The 20,983-nt window shown below is 26.0% G+C and carries 22 protein-coding genes; 20 read left to right on the plus strand and 2 right to left on the minus strand.

All coding sequences use genetic code 11. The features are described 5' to 3' along the window. The first annotated feature begins 88 nt into the window (after positions 1–88). Entirely contained in the window at positions 89–1,654 is a 1,566-nt protein-coding gene (rny, locus tag ABJG40_RS07055) for a ribonuclease Y (protein ID WP_348023873.1), read from the plus strand. A 270-nt stretch (positions 1,655–1,924) separates the two neighbouring features. Here the strand turns inward: rny and xerD are convergent, their stop codons facing one another. Beyond that, entirely contained in the window at positions 1,925–2,821 is an 897-nt protein-coding gene (xerD, locus tag ABJG40_RS07060) for a site-specific tyrosine recombinase XerD (protein WP_348023874.1), read from the minus strand. A gap of 42 nt (positions 2,822–2,863) precedes the next feature. On the opposite strand from xerD, the gene aroQ reads away from it, so the two are divergent. Further along, on the plus strand, positions 2,864–3,277 hold the full coding sequence (gene aroQ / locus ABJG40_RS07065; RefSeq protein WP_348023875.1) for a type II 3-dehydroquinate dehydratase: 414 nt from the start codon (positions 2,864–2,866) through the stop codon (positions 3,275–3,277). 21 nt (positions 3,278–3,298) lie between these two features. Here aroQ and ABJG40_RS07070 read toward each other — a convergent pair whose 3' ends face one another. Beyond that, a complete protein-coding gene (locus ABJG40_RS07070; RefSeq protein WP_348023876.1) occupies positions 3,299–3,769 on the minus strand; it encodes a GNAT family N-acetyltransferase in 471 nt (156 codons plus the stop codon). Between the two features lie 162 nt (positions 3,770–3,931). On the opposite strand from ABJG40_RS07070, the gene ABJG40_RS07075 reads away from it, so the two are divergent. The 18 genes from ABJG40_RS07075 to ABJG40_RS07160 all read left to right on the plus strand — a co-directional run. Continuing rightward, on the plus strand, positions 3,932–4,804 hold the full coding sequence (locus ABJG40_RS07075; protein WP_348023877.1) for an ABC transporter permease: 873 nt from the start codon (positions 3,932–3,934) through the stop codon (positions 4,802–4,804). Positions 4,805–4,806: 2 nt separating this feature from the next. Then, positions 4,807–6,084 carry an ABC transporter ATP-binding protein gene (locus tag ABJG40_RS07080; protein WP_348023878.1) on the plus strand — a complete coding sequence of 426 codons (1,278 nt, stop codon included), beginning with the start codon at positions 4,807–4,809 and terminating at the stop codon, positions 6,082–6,084. Continuing rightward, entirely contained in the window at positions 6,066–7,169 is a 1,104-nt protein-coding gene (locus tag ABJG40_RS07085) for a DegT/DnrJ/EryC1/StrS family aminotransferase (protein ID WP_348023879.1), read from the plus strand. Before ABJG40_RS07080 ends, ABJG40_RS07085 begins: the two co-directional genes overlap by 19 nt. 5 nt (positions 7,170–7,174) lie before the next feature. After that, a complete protein-coding gene (locus ABJG40_RS07090) occupies positions 7,175–7,837 on the plus strand; it encodes a NeuD/PglB/VioB family sugar acetyltransferase (RefSeq protein WP_348023880.1) in 663 nt (220 codons plus the stop codon). Continuing rightward, positions 7,834–8,610, plus strand: coding sequence for a phytanoyl-CoA dioxygenase family protein (locus tag ABJG40_RS07095; protein WP_348023881.1), 777 nt, complete (start codon positions 7,834–7,836; stop codon positions 8,608–8,610). Before ABJG40_RS07090 ends, ABJG40_RS07095 begins: the two co-directional genes overlap by 4 nt. Positions 8,611–8,629: 19 nt before the next feature. Beyond that, on the plus strand, positions 8,630–9,691 hold the full coding sequence (locus ABJG40_RS07100) for a hypothetical protein (RefSeq protein ID WP_348023882.1): 1,062 nt from the start codon (positions 8,630–8,632) through the stop codon (positions 9,689–9,691). A 3-nt stretch (positions 9,692–9,694) separates the two neighbouring features. After that, positions 9,695–10,531, plus strand: a complete 837-nt coding sequence (locus ABJG40_RS07105; protein WP_348023883.1) for a glycosyltransferase — start codon at positions 9,695–9,697, stop codon at positions 10,529–10,531. A gap of 4 nt (positions 10,532–10,535) precedes the next feature. Next, the gene (locus ABJG40_RS07110; protein ID WP_348023884.1) at positions 10,536–11,462 is read left to right on the plus strand and encodes a glycosyltransferase; all 927 of its coding nucleotides are present in this window, start codon (positions 10,536–10,538) and stop codon (positions 11,460–11,462) included. After that, a complete protein-coding gene (locus ABJG40_RS07115) occupies positions 11,459–12,346 on the plus strand; it encodes a glycosyltransferase family A protein (RefSeq protein WP_348023885.1) in 888 nt (295 codons plus the stop codon). The genes ABJG40_RS07110 and ABJG40_RS07115 overlap by 4 nt, the downstream gene beginning before the upstream one ends. A 10-nt stretch (positions 12,347–12,356) precedes the next feature. Next, on the plus strand, positions 12,357–13,277 hold the full coding sequence (locus ABJG40_RS07120; protein WP_348023886.1) for an NAD-dependent epimerase/dehydratase family protein: 921 nt from the start codon (positions 12,357–12,359) through the stop codon (positions 13,275–13,277). Positions 13,278–13,286: 9 nt separating this feature from the next. Further along, on the plus strand, positions 13,287–14,303 hold the full coding sequence (locus ABJG40_RS07125; protein WP_348023887.1) for a glycosyltransferase family A protein: 1,017 nt from the start codon (positions 13,287–13,289) through the stop codon (positions 14,301–14,303). A gap of 2 nt (positions 14,304–14,305) precedes the next feature. Continuing rightward, positions 14,306–15,376 (plus strand): glycosyltransferase family 4 protein, encoded by a 1,071-nt coding sequence (locus ABJG40_RS07130; protein WP_348023888.1) that lies wholly within the window; start codon positions 14,306–14,308, stop codon positions 15,374–15,376. 4 nt (positions 15,377–15,380) lie between these two features. Further along, positions 15,381–16,433: an N-acetylneuraminate synthase gene (neuB, locus tag ABJG40_RS07135; RefSeq protein WP_348023889.1), complete on the plus strand. Its 1,053-nt coding sequence runs from the start codon at positions 15,381–15,383 to the stop codon at positions 16,431–16,433. Continuing rightward, positions 16,426–17,559, plus strand: coding sequence for a UDP-N-acetylglucosamine 2-epimerase (gene neuC, locus ABJG40_RS07140; protein ID WP_348023890.1), 1,134 nt, complete (start codon positions 16,426–16,428; stop codon positions 17,557–17,559). Before neuB ends, neuC begins: the two co-directional genes overlap by 8 nt. Further along, positions 17,560–18,237 carry an acylneuraminate cytidylyltransferase family protein gene (locus tag ABJG40_RS07145; RefSeq protein ID WP_348023891.1) on the plus strand — a complete coding sequence of 226 codons (678 nt, stop codon included), beginning with the start codon at positions 17,560–17,562 and terminating at the stop codon, positions 18,235–18,237. After that, a complete protein-coding gene (locus ABJG40_RS07150) occupies positions 18,238–19,626 on the plus strand; it encodes a hypothetical protein (protein WP_348023892.1) in 1,389 nt (462 codons plus the stop codon). Further along, positions 19,619–20,182, plus strand: a complete 564-nt coding sequence (locus ABJG40_RS07155; RefSeq protein WP_348023893.1) for a serine acetyltransferase — start codon at positions 19,619–19,621, stop codon at positions 20,180–20,182. The genes ABJG40_RS07150 and ABJG40_RS07155 overlap by 8 nt, the downstream gene beginning before the upstream one ends. Before the next feature lies 1 nt (position 20,183). Continuing rightward, on the plus strand, positions 20,184–20,983 hold an 800-nt coding region (locus tag ABJG40_RS07160; protein WP_348023894.1), incomplete at its 3' end, for a glycosyltransferase family 4 protein.

Here is a 20,983-nt window from a genome sequence, read left to right on the forward strand (position 1 = left end):
TTGACCAATTAGTTAGTCCTATAAATACCATAATGGAGTTTAAAAAAACCAAACTAATGTAGGCTTTTTTTATATATAAATTAAAATTATGGATGGAATGATACTGCCAATTTTGGCAGCAATTATAGGAATAGTAATTGGTTTTTTAATAGCAAAAGCTATGGAGAAATCTAGAGGAAAAAAATTACTAAATGCTACAAGAAAAGAAGCAGCAACAATTTTAAAAGAAGCCAAAATAGATGCAGAATCTATTAAGAAAGATAAAATATTACAAGCTAAAGAAAAGTTTATCGAACTTAAATCTGATCATGAAAAAGTAATTCTTGGTAGAGAGAAAAAGATTTCTGATGTTGAAAAGCGCATTAGGGATAGAGAATCTCAGGTTGCATCTGAAGTAGATAAAAACAAAAGACTAAATAAATCTTTAGAAAGTAAAGAAAACGATTTTATTAAGAAATTAGATTTTTTAGATACTAAAGAAGTAGAACTTGATAAAATGCATAAACGCCATGTAGATATGCTTGAGCAAATCTCTGGTTTATCTGCAGATGAAGCAAAAGTAGAATTAGTTACATCATTAAAAGATGAGGCTAAAACAGAAGCAATGGCTTTTGTACAAACATCTATTGAAGAAGCTAAATTAACAGCAGAACAAGAAGCAAGAAAAGTTGTATTAGGTACTATACAAAGAGTTGGTGTAGAACAAGCAGTAGAAAATTGTGTCTCTGTATTTAACTTAGAATCAGATGATGTAAAAGGACGAATTATTGGTAGAGAAGGACGTAATATTAGAGCCCTAGAATCTGCAACAGGAGTAGAAATTATTGTAGATGATACTCCAGAAGCAATTATACTTTCTTGTTTCGATCCTGTACGTAGAGAAATTGCACGTTTATCTATGCATAAATTAGTTACAGATGGTAGAATTCATCCTGCAAGAATTGAAGAAGTTGTTAAAAAGACCGAAAAACAAATTACGCAAGAAATTATAGAAGTTGGTAAAAGAACAGTAATAGATTTAGGAATTCATGGTTTGCATCCAGAATTGATTAAAACTGTTGGTAGGATGAAATATCGTTCTTCTTACGGTCAGAATTTATTGCAACACTCTAGAGAAGTTGCAAATCTTTGTGGAATAATGGCTGCAGAAATGGGTTTAAATTCTAAAGTAGCAAAACGTGCAGGTTTGTTACATGATATCGGTAAAGTTCCAGATACAGAAAGCGAACTTCCTCACGCATTATTAGGTATGGAATGGGCGCAAAAATATGGTGAAAAACCAGATGTTTGTAATGCAATTGGAGCTCACCATGATGAGATTGAAATGAAAAGTTTAATATCTCCAATAGTACAAGTTTGTGATGCTATTTCAGGAGCAAGACCAGGAGCAAGACGTCAAGTTTTAGATTCATACATTCAACGTTTAAAAGATTTAGAAAATATTGCTTTCGGGTTTACGGGAGTTCAAAAAGCGTATGCTATTCAAGCAGGACGTGAATTACGTGTAATGGTTGAAAGTACAAAAGTAAATGACACCAAAGCTGCAGAATTATCTTTTGGAATTTCTCAAAAAATACAGAATGATATGACGTATCCAGGTCAGGTTAAAGTAACTGTTATTAGAGAAACAAGAGCAGTTAATGTAGCTAAATAAAGTTTTTTTTAAACAAGAAAAACTCAATTTGATAATAAAATAGAATTCCTACTTTTTTTAAGTAGGAATTTTTTTTTGAAGCTATTTCCTGCTTTCACTACTCGCTTTTTTTTATATTGAATTTATTTTAACAACTACCTTTTTAACAGCTAATTTCATAATTGTAAAAAATGTTGAATCAAGTTCAATACAAAAAAGAGCTCAAACAAACCGTTCAATCAGGGCTAAGCCTTTTTGTATACTATTTTCTTTAAAATCGTTTTAGCATGTTTATTTTCTAGGATGAAATGTTTCTACAACTTCTTTTAAATAACTCTTGTCTAAATGCACATAAACTTCTGTAGTTGTAATACTTTCATGACCTAGCATTTGTTGTATAGCTCTTAAATCTGCTCCGTTTTTTAATAAATGGGTAGCAAAAGAGTGACGTAATGTATGTGGACTTATTTTTTTTGATAAATCTATTTTTATAGCTAAATCTTTTAAAATAATAAAAATCATTTGTCTAGTTAAACCTTTTCCACGTCTGTTTAAAAATACAGTATCTTCAAAACCTTTTTTAGGACTTATATGATTTCTAATATCATTTATATAAAATGAAATGTATTTTTGAGCATTATAATGAATGGGAACAAAACGTTGTTTATTTCCTTTACCAATTACTCTTATAAAACCTTCTTCAAAAAATAAATCTGAAATTTTTAAGGTGATGAGTTCACTAACACGCAAACCACAACTATACATGGTTTCTAAAATTGTTCGGTTTCGTTCTCCTTGAGGATGACTTAAATCGATTGCTGTAATTAATTCGTTAATTTCATCTTCAGAAAGAGTGTCAGGTAGTTTTCTCCCAATTTTTGGAGCTTCAATTAAATCTGTTGGATTGGTTTTTCTATAGTCTTCAAAAATTAAATAGTCAAAAAAGCTTCGTAAACCAGAAATAATTCTTGCTTGACTTCTAGAGTTTACTTCTTTGGCAATTTCGTAAATAAATTGTTGAACAGTCAATTCATCAATAGAAATTGGCGAGAGATTCATTTTATTTTTTTTAAGAAAGTTTAATAGTTTCTCCAAATCTCTAGTGTAACTATCAATTGTGTTTTTAGATAAGCCTCTTTCAATTTTTAAGAAAAGTTGAAAGTCTTTAATTGCATTTTGCCATTTCATTTGCTAAAAATAAAGTATATATTTACAACCTTAAAGAATTTTATGAAACTAATCATTATAAACGGACCAAATTTAAATTTATTAGGAAAAAGAGAACCAGAAATTTATGGTTCTAAAACTTTTAAAGAATTTTTTAGTGAGCTTCAATTAAAATTTAAAGATGTAGAATTGTTTTACTTTCAATCAAATATTGAAGGAGAAATTATAGATAAATTGCATGAAGTTGGTTTTGATTATGATGGTGTTATATTAAATGCTGCAGCTTATACGCATACTTCTGTTGGTATTGGAGATGCTGTAAAAGGAATAACAACACCAGTTGTAGAATTGCATATATCTAATGTTCATGCACGTGAAGAATTTAGACATCATAGCTACATTGCTCCAGCAGCAAAAGGTGTTTTATTTGGTTTCGGATTAAAAGGATATGAATTAGCTATTCAGAGTTTTCTTTAACTCTGAATTTGTTTTATCTTTTTAGTTTAACTCTAAAATCATTTTAATATCTGAACGCTTATAATGTAAATTTTCTTCTACTGGAATTTCTATAAATCCCATTTTTTTATACAAATTAATTGCAGGCGCTAAACTTCTGTGAGAATATAATATGATGCTTTTCCATTGTTGATTTCTTGCAAAATCGATACAGAAAAGCATTAGTTTTTCACCAATTTTTAAGCCTTGATATTTCGGTGAAACAGCCATTTTACTTAATTCAAAAAAAGTTTTTTGCTTAATAATTGAAACAACACCAGCAATTTCATTGTTATATTTTGCAAAAAAGATAAATCCACCAGGATCAATTACATATTTCTGTGGATTACTTAAAACCTTTTCGTCATAAGGTTCTACATAAAAATATTTTTCTAACCATGCTACATTCAAGTTGTAAAAATGATGTGATAGTTCTGGTTGGTATGCTACGATTTCTGTTTTTTTTATTTTCATACTTAATAAGATTTAACCCTTGTAAAATACAGTTGTCATTATCTTCTTTACTAGTTTATAATATAAATGTTTATTAAACGTGAAAATAGGATGATTCAACGAAAAATAATTATGAATTCGTTTAAAATAATTTATATTTGTTTACATCAGTAATATTAATAAATGAACAAAGAAAAGTGGCTTTTTGAAATAACGCCAAAAAATAATTTATTTGATTTAAATTTAAAAGAAGTTTGGCAATATAGAGATTTATTATTACTTTTTGTAAAACGTGATGTTGTTACTCTTTATAAGCAAACAATCTTAGGACCTTTGTGGTACTTAATTCAACCATTATTTACTTCAGTAATATTTACATTAGTATTTAATAATATTGCAGGAATTTCTACGGGTGAAATTCCTCCTTTTTTGTTCAATTTAGCAGGAGTTACTACTTGGAATTATTTTAAAGAGTGTTTAACAGCTACTTCAGATACTTTTAAAAAAAACGAAGCAATTTTTGGAAAAGTATATTTTCCAAGAGTAATTATGCCAATGTCTATTGTGGTTTCTAATTTGTTGAAATTTGGAATTCAGATATTTATTTTTATTTGCTTCTATTTATATTATTTTTTTACAGGATATGAAATAACACCAAATATATATATACTATTCTTTCCATTGTTAATTTTATCAATGGGAATGATAGGTTTAGGTCTTGGAATGATTATATCTTCTATGGTTACAAAATATAGAGATTTAACATTTTTAGTTTCATTTGGAGTACAATTATTAATGTATTTATCAGCAGTAATGTATCCTTTAGATTTAATGAGAGAAAAATTGATTAATGTTGATACAGGAGCAGATTATTCTTGGATTGTAGATTTTAATCCTATAGCACATTTAATCGAATTTGGTAGATTTATACTTTTAAATGATGGTAATTATTCTATTTTCGGAATTATTTATACATCTATATTTACAATTATAGTTTTCTTTTTAGGATTATTGATTTTTAATAAGACAGAAAAAACTTTTATAGATACTATTTAGATATGAGTAAAGAGGTAATTTTAAAAGTTGAAAATTTATCTAAGCAATATCGTTTAGGAACAGTAAGTACAGGTACTATTAGTCATGATTTAAATCGGTTTTTAGCAAGAATTAGAGGTAAAGAGGATCCGTATTTAAAAATAGGAGAGTCTAATGATAGAGCATCAAAAGGTGAATCTGAATACGTTTGGGCATTAAAAGATATTAATTTTGAAGTAAAAAAAGGTGAAGTTTTAGGTATTATTGGAAAAAATGGAGCAGGTAAATCGACACTTTTAAAAATTTTGTCTAAAGTAACAGGGCCAACAACTGGTTCAATAAAATCTAAAGGAAGAATCGCTTCTTTATTAGAAGTAGGTACAGGCTTTCATCCAGAAATGACAGGTAAAGAGAATATCTTTTTAAACGGAGCTATTCTTGGAATGACTAAAAAAGAAATTGCATCTAAGTTAGATGAAATAGTTTCCTTTTCTGGTTGCGAACGTTATGTAGATACACCTGTTAAAAGATATTCTAGCGGAATGAAAGTGCGTTTGGCTTTTGCTGTTGCAGCGCATTTAGAGCCAGATATTTTAATTGTAGATGAGGTTTTAGCTGTGGGTGATGCAGAGTTTCAGAAGAAAGCCATTGGTAAAATGCAAGATATTTCTAATGAAGGAGGGAGAACAGTCTTGTTTGTAAGCCATAATATGGCAGCAGTTAAGAGTTTATGTAATAGGGCAATTGTTTTAGTAAATGGAGAGGTTAAAGGTGTAGGTGATGTAGATAAAATGGTTTCTTTTTATTTAACAAAATTTAATAAAGAAATTAAAGAAGTTAGTTACAAATTAGGCGAATATAACGGTTCTGAAGACTCTCAGTTTACATATGCAAAAGTTTGTAGTTTAAATAAGCATCCAGAAAATTTATTTTTAGAAGGTGATTCAATTGAATTAGAATTTGAATTTTTTATAAAAAAACAAGGAGTGTTTAATTTAGGAATTACTTTTCATTTAAGAGATGAACTCGAAAATTTAGTTTTTGTAGGAACGTCATGTTATGAAAATAGAAAAGTAGAAAATGGACTCTATAGAGAAAAAGTTACTTTACCAGCAAATATAATGAATGAAGGTGTTTTTACTATTTCTGATTTGTTTTTAGTAGAAAATATAGGTACAGTATCTTCACAAGCCAAAGATGTATTACGTTTTGAAGTTACTCCTAAAGACTATGGTTTTGGGATTAAAGGAAATAAAGAAGGAATTGTAAAGCCTAAATTAGTATGGGAAAGAATAAAATAATTAATGTAACTAAATCATTTTTGCCTCCTTTAGAGGAGTATTCTGGGTACTTAAAAAAAATTTGGGATTCAAATCATTTAACAAATAGAGGAAGTTTTGTAACTCAATTAGAAGAAAAATTAAAAAATAAATTTAAAGTAAACCACTTAACCTTAACAACAAACGGAACATTACCAATACAGATAGCGTTAAAAGTTTTAACTAAAGAAGCTAGTGAAATTATTACAACACCTTTTAGTTATATAGCAACAACATCATCCATAAAATGGCAGAAATTAACACCTGTTTTTGTAGATATTCATCCTGAATATCTTACAATAGATGAAACAAAAATAGAAGCTGCAATAACATCAAAAACAACAGCTATTTTAGCAACACATGTTTTTGGTAATCCTTGTAACGTTCTAGAAATTGAGCGCATTTCAAAAAAATATAATTTAAAAGTTATTTATGATGCAGCTCATTGTTTTGATGTTAATTATAAAGGAAAAAGTATTTTTAATTGGGGAGATGTAAGTACTTGTAGTTTTCATGCAACAAAAATTTTTCATACAGGAGAAGGAGGTTGTATGATTTCTAAGGATGAAACAATAGCAAAACAATTATTTTTGCATCATAATTTTGGTCATAATGGACCTTATAATTTTGATTCGGTAGGAATAAATGCTAAAATGTCTGAATTGCAAGCTGGATTAGGTTTATCAATGTTAAAATACTTTGAGGAAATTAAAGAAAAAAGAAAAGAGATTGTAGGCTATTATAATAAATTTTTAAATTTTAATGGTTTTAGAACTCAAAAACTAAGACCAGAAACAGAGTGGAATTATCATTATTATCCACTAATTTTTGATTCTGAAAAAGAGTTGTTAATTCTTTTAGAAAAACTGAATCAGATTAATATATATCCACGTAGGTATTTTTACCCGTCTTTAAACAAAGTAGAATATATAGATGAAGGCAATATTATGCCTATTTCTGAAGATATATCTTCTAGAATTGTTTGCTTGCCACTATATGTAGGTTTATCGATAGATGAATTAAATTTAATAATTCTCAACATAAATAATAGGACCAATAAGTTATAAAATATATGAATATTGTTTTAATAGGAGGTGGAAACCAAGTAGTATATACTATAGATATAATTGAAAAACAGGGGCTTTTTAACATTGTAGGAATTATTGATAGTAGATTAGAAATAGGATCAGATATTTGTGGGTATAAAATAATTGGAAGACAGGAGGATATTAATCAGTTAATAGATATTTATAATTTTAAAGGATGTGTTATTACTATTGGAGATAATTGGAGTAGGAAATGCATTTTTGAGCAGATATCTAATTTGTCTCCAAACTTAAGTTGGCCAAATGCTATTCATCCTTCTGTAATTATAGGTAAAAACGTAAAATTAGGGATAGGTATAATTGCCATGGCTGGAGTTATTGTAAATGTAGAGGCCAAATTAGGTGATTTTACAAATTATTTTACTAGATGTAATATAGAGCACCATTGTATTATAGGTGATTTTTCTAGTGTATCTGCTGGAGTAGTTTTAGGAGGTAGAGTTACCATTGGAAAGTATTCTGCAATTTCTTTAAACGCCACTGTTTTTGATAGGGTAACCATAGGCGAAAACTCAGTAATAGGATCTGCATCGTTGGTAACAAAAGATATATCTAATAATGTTTTGGTGTACGGAAATCCAGCTAGAATTATAAGAGAAAGAAAATTAGGAGAAAAATTTTTAAAATGAAAAACTTAAAAACTGATTTAGAAATAAAAGGATATTGTAAACTTGATCAGAAAATAGATTTAAGTTTTGTAGAAAAAATAAACAAAAATTTACCTAAAATTTTTAAAAAGCACGAATTAATAAGAAGAGAAAATAAGAATCCAATTAAATCTAATGGAATAGCAATTAATGCTTTAGTGGGGAGTGATGTTCTTTTGGAGTGTTTACAAATGCTAATTAATAATGGAGTTGTAGATTGGATAGAAGAAAATTATTTTAACACACATTGTATTTTAAATTCTTTTTCAGCTCTAAGTAATATTCCAGGAGAAAATAAAGTATTTCATAGAAACGTACATAGAGATATAAGAGGTTTTTCTTACCCTTCACCTCTTTTATTAAACATGTTAATTATGTTAGATGATTTTACAGAAGAAAATGGAGCAACTTTATTATTGCCAAAATCGCATAAGGAAAATAAAAAGCCTTCTGATTTGTACTTTAATAATAATGCTGTAAAAACAATAGGAAAAGCAGGAGATATATTAATATGGAATTCAAACTTATACCATGCCTCTGGTGTAAATGAAACGAATAAAATTAGAAGAGCTTTGCCTATAACTTTTTCTTTACCATATTATAAACAATTATTAGATTACCCTAGAGCGATTGGTTATGATAAATCTAAAGAATTTAATAACAAAATGAGCGCTCTATTAGGCTACGATGCTAGAGTACCAGATAAAATTGAAAACTGGTATGCACCATTAGATAAATTATTATATAAAAACTAGTTATCAAAAAAAGCTACAATTGATAAATAAATTTAGAAAATTTCTATATAAAAATAAAGAAGTAAGAAAATTTAGACAAACTCTTTCTTTTTTACCTTATTTAATATCTTCAAAAAAAAAGATTATTGTTTTTGCAATTCCTTTTGGAGATATGGTTAATGGAGGTGTTATGTCTATAGATGGTATTTATAATCATTCAAAAAAAGTTTTAGACAGTAAAAAACATTTAGTTCTAATGTCTACTTTAAATAAAACAAAGAATTTTTTAAAGTTTACCAAGTTTAATAGCAATAGTTTTATATTCAATTTTAGGTTGATAAAATTATATATAAAGTATAGAAAACCAAGTAAAATTATTATTCATGTACCAGAGTATTATTTTGAAAAATTTATGATTAATGATTTTTTTGAAACTAAAAATATTATAATAAATATTTTAAATCAAAAAAATGATGAAATGCCTAAACCCGAAGTTTTACACAGTTATATAAATAGATTTGGCAATATTTTTACAATGACTACGGCTCATAAGAGTTATTCTACTAATGAGTTTCAGCAAAAATTTAAGATTCCATATTTTCATTTGTCAGTAGATTTAAATCATGAAAGTTATGTTAAAATAAATTTCGAAAACAAAAAAAATCAAATACTTTTTTCGCCTGATAATCATCCTTTAAAAGACACAGTAATAAATAACTTAAAAGAAAAATTACCACATTTTAGTTTTATTACTATAGATAAGTTAACATTTGAAGAGTATAAACAGTTAATTGCAGAATCAAAATTTCAAATCACTTTTGGAGAAGGTTTGGATGGATATTTTATAGAACCATATTTTTCTAAAAGTATCGGTTTTTCTGTTTATAATGATTTGTTTTTTACAGAAAATTATAGGAATTTACCTACAGTTTATGGTTCTTACGAAGAGTTAAATCAAAAAATAGTTGATGATATTATAGAGTTAGCTTCTTCTAAAAATAATTATCAAGAAATTTCAGAAGAAGGTTTTAAGGTTTGTTATGACGACTATAATCAAGAAAAGTTTTTAAGTAAATTGTTGAATTATTATTTAAATGTTTAAAAGATGATTTCAATTGTAGTTTGTTCTATAAATATTCAATATTTTGAAGGATTAAAAAAGAATATTCAGAATACAATAGGTTCTATCGAATATGAAATTATTAGAATAGATAATTTAAAGAATAACTGGGCAATAACAAAAGCTTATAATTATGGTTATGAAAAAGCTATTTACAATAATTTATTATTTATTCATGAAGATATATTTTTTAAAAATAATAATTGGGGGCAAGTACTTGTTGATGAATTAAAAAATAAAGAGGTTGGCTTAATAGGTGTTGCTGGAGCAAATTATAAAAGTAGATTTCCAAGTGCTTTTTGGCATCTTCCTAAAGATAACCTTAAAATGAATGTTATTCAACATTTTAAAAATAAAGAAAAAGAATTTGTTAAGTATGGTTTTTCCAATAGTAATGACGTTAAAGTTGTTGATGGGGTGTTTTTAGGACTAAAGAAAGATTTAACGATAAAATTTAATGATAAAATAAAAGGTTTTCATTGTTATGATCTTGGAGTAAGTTTAGATATCTTAAACAAAGGCTATAGGGTTTTTGTAACAGATAAAATTTTAATAGAACATTACTCTATAGGCACAACAGATAAAAAATTTCTTGAAAATTATATTTTATTTCATAAATTATATGCAAAAAAAATTAAAAAAAATATAACTAAAATCAAGAATTTAGACAAGCACGCAAATCAAAAATTTGTTCAATTATGTATAGAAAATAGATTCTTTTCAATTAATTTATTAATTAAATCATTAAAATTAAATTTATTATCTCAAATAAATTTTAATTATTTGAAAATGGGTGTTGTAAAACTTTTAAAAAATAATTAACGTTATGGCAAAAGTAAGTATTATAGTGCCTAGTTATAATCACAATTCTTTCTTAAAAGATAGGTTAGATTCTATAATTAACCAAACATTTAAAGATTGGGAATTAATTATTATTGATGATGATTCTAATGATGGAAGTAAAGAAACTTTACAAGAATTTGTTAAAAATAATAAGAGTAAGGTTTCTAGATTTATAATTAATAAAAAAAATTCTGGAAGTGGTTATCAATCTTGGTATACTGGTATCAATTTGGTAAAGTCAGAATACATTTGGATTGCAGAAACGGATGATTATTCAGATGTTACTTTTTTAGAAGAAATGATTAAAACACTAGATGAAAATAAAAATGTAGCTCTTGCATTTTGTACAAGTATTTATGTAGATGCAAATAAAAATTATCTTTACACTTCAGAAAAGAGAACAAAAGATTTAGAAGTGAATTCTAATAATAAAGTTTTTAGTGGTGAGGTGTATGTAAATAAAATGCCCTTCAATACATATATAACAAATGGTAGTGCGGTTGTTTTTAGAAAACCTAAAAAAGAAATTCCAAAAGAACTTTTTAAGTTTAAACAGTGTTCAGATATTTTTTTATGGACTTATCTCTTAAATAATAGTTCGTTTGTTTTTTTAAACAAAAAGTTAAATTACTTCAGAAGACATGAGGATTCTACATCGGAAAAAATATCAATTCATAAAAAAAAATCTGTTTATTTTGAAAAGGCAGTATTTTTAAATTATTATAATCAACAACATAAATATAAAGGATTTATAAATCATTATTTGAAATTTTATATAGATTTTAATAGAAAAAATATTTTTGATATAGAACCAGTACTAGCTATTGAAGGGATAAAGTTTTTAAAACTTAAATATTTATTTTTAGTTTTAAATTTCTTTTTAAATAAATTTAAAACTAAAAATAAATGACTCCAAAAGTTAGTGTTATAGTTTCTACTTATAATAGGCTTGATTATTTAAAAAAAACACTTTTTTCTGTTTTAAATCAAACTTTTCAAGACTTTGAAATACTTGTTGTAGATGATGGTACAAAAGGAAATTTAAATGAAAAGTGGTGTGAGCAATTTGAAAGAATAAATTACATTAAAATACCACATAGTGGTACGCCTTGTAAAACTAGAAATTTAGGTATAAAAAAGGCTAAAGGTAAGTATGTTGCTTTTTTAGATGATGATGATCTTTGGGTGTCAAATAGGTTAGAGTTAATGGTTAATGTTTTAGATAATAACCCAGATTTTGGTTTGGTACACGCTTATTGTAGTTTAATAGATGAAGATGATAACGATTTAAATCAAATAGTAGGAAAACCAAGAAATAAAAAAGACAAACATGGTGATGTAAGAGATAGAATGATGGGAAATTGGACAATATCAGATTATCCATTAATTAGAAAAGAAATTTTGTCTATGGTTGGGTATTTTAATGAAGACATGATTGCTGCAGGTGAAGATGTTGAATTTTGGGCAAGAACTTCTTTTTTTACAAAGTTTTATTTTTTAAATTTACCATTAACCAAATATAGAATCCATTCAAAAAGTAATTCAAAAAAAAACGAAAAAAAATATTTTGATTTAAACCTTAAATTAAAATTATTTTTAGATGATTTTTTAGAAAGAAAAGTAATTTCAAAGAAAGATTATACTAAGTTAATAAATAAATTAGTACAAAATCAAATAAAAAAACTAAAAACAAACTATTTTAAAACTTTAATTATTTTACATAAATTAAATTTTTTATGGTTTTTAAAATATAAAAATATAAAATTATTGATTTTTATTTTAGTTAAAAAATAGATAAAAAAACATGAATAATATCTTAATAACAGGAGGAGCAGGTAATATAGGTAGCTCTTTGGTTGCAAAATTATCAAAAGATACTACAAATAAAATTGTTGTTTTTGATAATCTATTAACAGGAAATAAAAATAAAATTATAAAAGCTGATAATATAATTTTTATTAAAGGAGATGTAAATAATTATAATGATATTTCTTCAGTTTTTCATAGATATAATTTTAATTATGTTTTTCATTTTGCAGCAGTAGTAGGTGTAAAAAGAACCTTAGAAAACCCTTTACTGGTTTTAGAAGATATTAAAGGTTTTGAAAATATTCTTAATTTATCAAAAAACACAAATGTTTCTAAAGTTTATTTTTCATCTTCGTCAGAAGTTTATGGGGAGCCTTTTGAAATACCTCAAAATGAACATACCACACCTTTAAATTCTAAATTACCTTATGCAATAGTAAAAAATCTAGGAGAATCTTATTTAAAATCATACCATCAAGAGTTTGGATTAAAATATTCTATTTTTAGATTTTTTAATACTTATGGTCCAAATCAAAGTGAAGATTTTGTAATACCAAGGTTTATAGATTTAGCAATAAATGATAAAGATATAACCATTTATGGAGATGGTTTACAAACAAGAACTTTTTGTTATATAGATGATAATATAGATACTATTTTAAACATTCATAATTATTCTCTATTAGATAATGATGTAGTAAATATTGGTAATGATATTGAAATTACAGTATTAGAATTAGCAAGAACTATAATTAAAATAACAAAAAGTAAATCAAGAATTATTCATTTACCAGCTTTAAAAGAAGGAGATATGTTAAGAAGATGTCCAGATATTTCTAAAATGAAAACAATTTTAAAAAGAGACTTAATATTCCTAGAAGATGGGTTAAAAAAAATGATAGGAAATTTAAAATAATTTTTATCCATGCGAATAGGTATAAATCCAGAAAAAGAAAAAAGTGATATTAATATAGATTCATATCATAGAGTTGTAATACCAGTTTATATTCCAAACTTAAAGGAAGAATACTTTAAAGATGGGTTAAAAATTTTAAAGATTTGTATAGAATCACTACTACTAACTATACACAATAAAACAAAAATTTCATTAATTAATAATAATTGTTGTAAAGAAGTAAGTGATTTTTTAGAATCAACATATAATTTAAATGAAAATGTAGATCAATTACTACACTCGAAATTAAATTTAGGAAAAGTAAATGCTTTATATTCTTCAATTAAAAGTAATTTAGAACCATTAATAACTATTTCTGATGCAGATGTTATGTTTTTACCAAATTGGCAATCAGAAGTAGAAAATATAATAAATACAATACCTCAAGCAGGTATGGTATCTCCTGTGCCATCTAGTAAAGCATATTCTAGTAGGTATTTATATAGTTCTTTGTTTTATGGTTTATTTAAAGCAAAATTAAAATTTTCTAATGTTGTAAATCCAGAAGGGATGTTAAATTTTCAAAAAAGTATTGGAAGAGATTCTATGTACAATGAAAATCATTTAGAAAAATATTTAACTATTGAAAACAGTAAAACAAAAGCTGTTTTGGGATGTGGTCATTTTGTAGCAACAATGAGGTCAGATGTTTTTAAATTTTCTCCAATAGAAGTTTGTAAACATAAAATTGTTTCAGGAAGTGAAACCCAATATATAGACAAACCTAATGATAGAGCAGGTTTTTTAAGATTAGCAACATTAGATAACTTAGCATACCATCTTGGTAATAAATTAGAAGACTGGATGCTGATAGATTTAGAGAAAACTAAATCCTCAAATCATATTAATTTAGCTCTTGATACTCTTAGTAAGCCCAAACCAATTTCAAAAATTGGTTATTTTATGGGTAAAATTTTTCATGAACTTTTAATTAGAAGGTTTAAAAAGTTATTTTTTAAGTATAAAGGAATGACTAAGGAGTATTAATTATGAAAAGAGAAATTAAAATATTAGTAGCAAACGTAGAGCTGCCGTCAAAAAAAATTGGTAGTTGGACCACAAGAATAACTAAGTTTATATCTAATAACCAGATATTTGATTATATTTTGTCACCTTCAAGTGAAACAGATAAAAATATCTTTTGTAAAAAAAGAAAATATATTATCGGGCATAGAAGGATAAGAAATTTTATGTTTAGAAATTGGATAGCTAAAGATTATTTAAAATCGGCTATTTTATTATCAAAACAAACAGAGAAATTAACTATTGTAATTTTAGATGATGTTCATTTATTAGAAGCTTTTGCTTTAAATAGAGGATTATTCAATTCAGAAATAAATTTAATTTTTTCATTTCATGGTTTTAATCTAAATGCAAAAAATCATATTTTACAAAAAACAGATAAAATTCTATTTCAAACAATTGCAAGCTATTTATCAAGTAAAAATAATTATTTTAGTTTTACTCCAGAAGTAAAGATAATAGGTAATGGCGTAGATTCTTCTGTTTTTTTTCCTTTAGAAGATAAAGTTAAACAAAATAAAAAAATAGAATTAGGGTTTAAAAAAGAAGAGAAAATAATAACATGGTTGGCAAATGATAGACCTATAAAAGGGTTACATATTTTTTTAAAATTTGCAAAAATCATTTCTAATAAATATAGTAATATTAGAATAGTTATTATTGGTACAGAAAAAAATATTTCTACTAAAGATATAACTTATTTAGGAAGAATGCCAAATAATGAAACTGCAAAATATTTACAGATTTCAGATTTTTTTATATTTACCACTTTGTGTAAAGAAGGTTTTGCTTTATCTCCTATAGAAGCTTTAAAATGTGGAAATAGTATTATATCAACAAACATTGGCTCTTTACCAGAAGCATTAAATAATTTGAAAAATATTTTATTTGTAGATAAACCTAATATTGTAGATGAATGGGTGAAGGCATTTGATAAATTGTATAATAATTCAAAAGAAAATGTATCAAAAGCAGAATTAGATTTAATCCATAATTATTTTAATTGGGAGTTAAAATTTAAAAATGCAATTTTATAAATTGATGAAAAAAAATAATCCATATATAGAAATACAAGGAAGAAAAATTGGAATAGATTATCCACCTTTTGTAATTGCAGAAATTGGTATAAACCATGAGGGATCTTTAAAAGTAGCAAAAGAAATGGTAGATGCTGCTTTTAGAGCAGGGGCAGAATGTGTAAAACATCAAACTCATATTGTAGAGGATGAAATGAGTGGAGCTGCTAAAAAAGTAATTCCGGGAAATGCAGATGTTTCTATATATGAAATTATGAAACGCTGTGCCTTAAATGAAGAGGATGAAATTGAATTAAAAGAATATGTAGAAAGCAAAGGAATGATTTTTATTTCTACACCGTTTTCTAGAGCTGCTTCAGAAAGATTAGAGAGAATGAATGTTAAAGCCTACAAAATTGGTTCAGGAGAATGTAATAATTATCCACTTTTAGAACATATAGCATCATTTAAAAAACCTGTAATTTTGAGTACAGGTATGAACACAATAAAAAGTGTTGCAAAAGCTGTTGAAATATTTGAAAAAGCAGATGTGCCTTTGGCATTGTTACATACAACAAATTTATATCCAACGCCAGTACATTTAGTACGTTTTGGTGCAATGCAAGAGTTATCAGAAGCATTTCCTAAAAATGTTTTTGGTTTATCAGATCATACATTAACAAATCATGCTTGTTTGGGTGCTGTTGCTTTAGGAGCATCAATTTTAGAACGCCATTTTACAGATCATAAACAAAGAACAGGACCAGATATTGTTTGTTCTATGGATGAAAATGATTGTAAACAATTAATTGAAGGGAGTAATTTAATTTGGCAAATGCGTGGAGGTACAAAAGAACCTGCAAAAGAAGAACAAGTAACTATAGATTTTGCATTTGCAACGGTTGTAACAATAAAATCGATTAAGAAAGGAGAAATTTTTAGTAAAGATAATTTATGGGTTAAAAGACCTGGTACAGGAGATATATTAGCAGAAAATTTTAATGAAATTTTAGGAAAAAAAGCATGTAGAGATATTGAATTAGATGTTCATTTAAACTGGGAAGATGTTGATGAATAATTTTAAAAAAATAGTATTTCTTACAGGAACCCGTGCAGATTTTGGTAAATTAAAATCCCTCATAAAAATTACACAAGAAAATCTAAATTTTGATGTTCAAATTTTTGTGACAGGTATGCATTTAGATGAAAAGTACGGTTCTACAGTTAATGAAATTTATAAAAGTGGTTTTAAAAATATTCATACTTTTAAAAATCATGTTGGTGCAGAATTTATGGATAGAGCTTTGGCTAAAACAATAGTTGGTTTTTCTGAATATATTGCAAGTCAACAACCAGATTTAATTGTTGTACATGGAGATAGAGTAGAAGCTCTAGCAGGAGCAATTGTTGGGAGTTTAAATAATATTTTAGTTTCTCATATTGAAGGAGGAGAAATTTCTGGAACAATTGATGAATTAATTAGACATTCTGTTAGTAAACTGTCTCATTTACATTTAGTTTCTAATAATGAAGCTAAAAAAAGGTTGATACAAATGGGGGAATTAGAAAGTTCTATTTATGTGATTGGATCTCCAGATTTAGATTTAATGAATCCTTCTAATTTACCTAGTTTAAAAACTGTTAAAGAATATTACGAAATTCCGTTTGACCATTATGGAATCGTTATGTTTCATCCAGTAACAACGGATTATAAAAATATAAAAGTAGTTGCTAAATGTTTTGTTGATACATTGTTAAAATCAGATGAAAATTATGTTGTTATTTACCCTAATAATGATTTAGGGACAGAAGAAATTCTTGAAGAATATAAAAGGTTAGAAAACAACTCTAGATTTAAAATTTATCCATCTTTACGATTCGAGTACTTTCTTAGGCTTTTGAAAGAATCTAAATTTATAATAGGAAATTCAAGTGCAGGAGTTAGAGAAGCTCCTTATTATAAAGTACCAACGATAGATATTGGAACAAGGCAAAATAATAGAGCGCAAGCAAATTCTATTATAAATGTATCTTATGATACTGATGAAATATTATCTAAAATTGATAATGTTCGCCATAAAAAACAGGAAGTTATTGATATAACTGAATTTGGAGAAGGGAATAGTAATGAGCTTTTTTTACGCTTGTTAGAGTCAGATGTAATTTGGAAAGTAAACTGTCAAAAACAATTTCAAGATTTATAAATGAAGGTTATTGCAATTATACCCGCAAGAGGAGGTTCTAAAGGAATTCCTAGAAAAAATTTAGTTAATTTTTTAGGGAAACCATTAATGCAATGGTCTATTGAAGCGGCTTTAAAATCAAAATATATTACAGATGTTGTTGTTTCTTCAGATGATGATGAAATTTTAAATGAAGCTCAAAAAAACAAAGAAGTTATAGCGATAAAAAGACCTATTAAATTAGCGCAAGATAACTCTAAAACAGAACCAGTTTTAACACATGTTTTAGAAAGTTTGAAGGAAATAAAGTATGATTATTTAATTCTTTTACAACCAACATCTCCTTTAAGAACCTCTAAAGATATAGACTTTGCTTTTGAAAAATTATTAAATTCTAAAGCTACCTCATTAATTAGTGTTTGTGAGTTAGAGCATCATCCATACAAATCATTTAATATTGATGAGAAAGGTTATTTACAAGGAATCATAAATAATGATTTTCCATTCTATCCAAGGCAATCGTTGCCTAAAACGTATAGAGCTAATGGGGCTATTTATATAATTAAAGTAAATGATTTTTTAAATAAAAATACTCTATTAACAGATAAAACAATTCACTTTGAAATGTCTGTAGAAACTAGTTTAGATATAGATACTTTAGAAGATTTAAAATTAGCAAGTAAATTAAAAAATATTTAAGTGAAAAAGAAAATCTGTTTTATAATTCAAGATGGAGCAAGTATTAAAAATTATTTGTATTCAGATATTTTTAAAAAAATTATTTCTAATAACTTTCAGGTTTCGTTATTACATTCAATTTCAAATGAAGCAATTGATGAAGTAGAAAAATTACATAATATATCTATTGAATCTCATAAAATTCCTGTTTTTAAAGAAAGCTTTAGTACAGTTATTTTAAGAGGGATTATTACCTTTTCTAGGTTAAAACGTAATAAAAGAATAACAAATAACAATACCATATTAACAAATTGGAATCCTAATAGTAAAGGAATTTTTAGATCAATATTATATAAAATTATAGAGTTTATTGGTTATATTTTTTCATTTAAATATTCATTTATTTTAAGGTGTGAGAAAGTGTTAAACAATCAATACATAAAGAATAATGAAGCCTACCAAAAAGTAATTGAACAAATTAATCCTGATATTATTTTTAATACGAATCAACGTCTTGTAAATGCTTCCTGTATTGTTGAAGTAGCTAAAAAGATGAAAATATTAACAATAGGATCAATTTTTTCTTGGGATAATTTACCTAAAGGAAATTTATATGTTAAAAGTAATTACTTTTTTGTATGGTCTAAATATATGAAAAGTGAATTATTACAATATTATCCTGAGATTAATAAACAAAGGGTAATAGTAACAGGAACACCTCAATTTGATTTTTATTTTAATAAAAAATTATACCAAAGCAAAGAAGATTTCTTTAATCAATATAACTTAAATATAAATAAAAAAGTAATTTGTTTTTCAGGTGATGATTTAAAAACATCACCTTATGATGAGGTCTATTTAGATAATATTGCTACAGAATTAATGAAAATTAATGAAAAAATAAGACCTCAGATACTCTTTAGACCTTGTCCTGTAGATTTAACTGATAGATATGATTATGTTTTAAAAAAACATTCAGAGATAATTAGTTTGGCTAAACCAATTTGGAATTTTGTAGGAAATGATAAAACTAAATGGAATTTTGTATATCCTTTATATGATGATGTTAAAACACTAGTTAATATAGTTTTACATTGTAACACAGTTATAAATATTGGCTCAACAATGGCTTTAGATTTCTCTGTTTTAAATAAATCTGCTGTATATTTAAATTATAACACAAATTTATCAAAAGATTGGTCAACTGAAATGATTTATAACTTTCAACATTTTAAAAGTATGCCTAATAAAAATGTTGTATTTTGGATTAATAAAAAGGAAGAAATATCAGAAGTAATAATAAAAGCTATAAAAACAGAAAAGAATAATAAAGAATGGTTAAACTATATCGCTTCGAATGTTAAAACTGCTACAGATATAATTGTTGAAAATATAAAACGATATGAATAGTTTTTCATTAATAAAAACAGATTATAAAAGGTATATTGCTACTGGTGCTAAAAACCCTATAAAGATTATTTTTTTTAATCAAAGTTTTTGGGCAACATCATGGTTTAGATTAATAAATGGAATTTATTTTTCTGTTAGAAAAATACCAATTATTAGAAGTTTAGTAGGCTTATTGGGAATGATCGTTTTAAAGATAAGTCAAATTTTTGTAGGTATTTCTATTCCTATCGGAACAAAAATTGGAAAAGGGTTATTTATAAGTCATTCAGGAACAATTATAATAAATTCTAATTCAATTATTGGAGATAATTGTAATATTGCTCCAATGACAATAATTGGTTGGGGTAAATCTGAAGGAGAATTTGGAGTGCCAACAATTGGAGATAGAGTTTGGATAGGTCCAGGAGCAAAAATATTTGGACCAATAACAATAGGAAATGATGTTGCAATAGGAGCAAACGCTGTTGTAAATAAACCTATACCAGACAATGCTGTAGTTGTTAGTAATAATAAAATTGTAAATTATAATTCTAGTAAAGAATATATAAAATTTTAATATGCACATCTGTTTCTTAACAAATGAATACCCAAAACAAGGACAATCTCATGGAGGAATTGGTACTTTTGTTAAGTTTTTAGCAGAAAATCTAGTTGCTAATGATGTTGTAGTTTCTATTGTAGGTGTTAATAATAATTTGTTAAATGAAAATACAATAGATAAAAATGTATCCATTTATAGATTAGGAAAGTCTCAATGGAAATTTGGTAAGTTTTACCATCATAATAGAAAAATTCAAAATAAATTAAAAGAAATTCATTTACAAAATCCAATAGATATTGTTGAAGGTAGTGAATTGAATTTCGCATTTTTTCCAAATAATACACCCTATAAAAAATTAATAAGATTACATGGCGGACATCATTTTTTTGCAATTGAACAAGGTATAAAACCTGCTTTGTGGAGAGGGTATCAAGAAAAAAAATCATTTAAAAAAGCAGATTATTTTGTATCCGTAAGTGATTTTGTAGGAAACCAAACAAAGAAATATTTAAATGCTGATTTTAGTTTTAAAACAATTTATAATAGTATTAAATTAAATACTTTTTATCAAAGTAACATTATTAAAGAAGAACCCTATAAATTAGTTTTTATAGGTACTGTTTGTGAAAAAAAAGGAATAGATAAATTAATATTAGCATTACCATTGATAAAAAAAAAGCATCCTAAAGTTACTTTAGATATTGTTGGTAGAGATTGGTTTTCAAAAGAGGGTAAGTCTTATATAAAATATTTAAAAACTATTATAGATATTAATGTGAAGGAAAATATTAATTTTTTAGGAAGCATGCCTTATAA

The sequence above is a fragment of the Polaribacter sp. genome, from assembly GCF_039939415.1.
Taxonomy (GTDB): domain Bacteria; phylum Bacteroidota; class Bacteroidia; order Flavobacteriales; family Flavobacteriaceae; genus Polaribacter.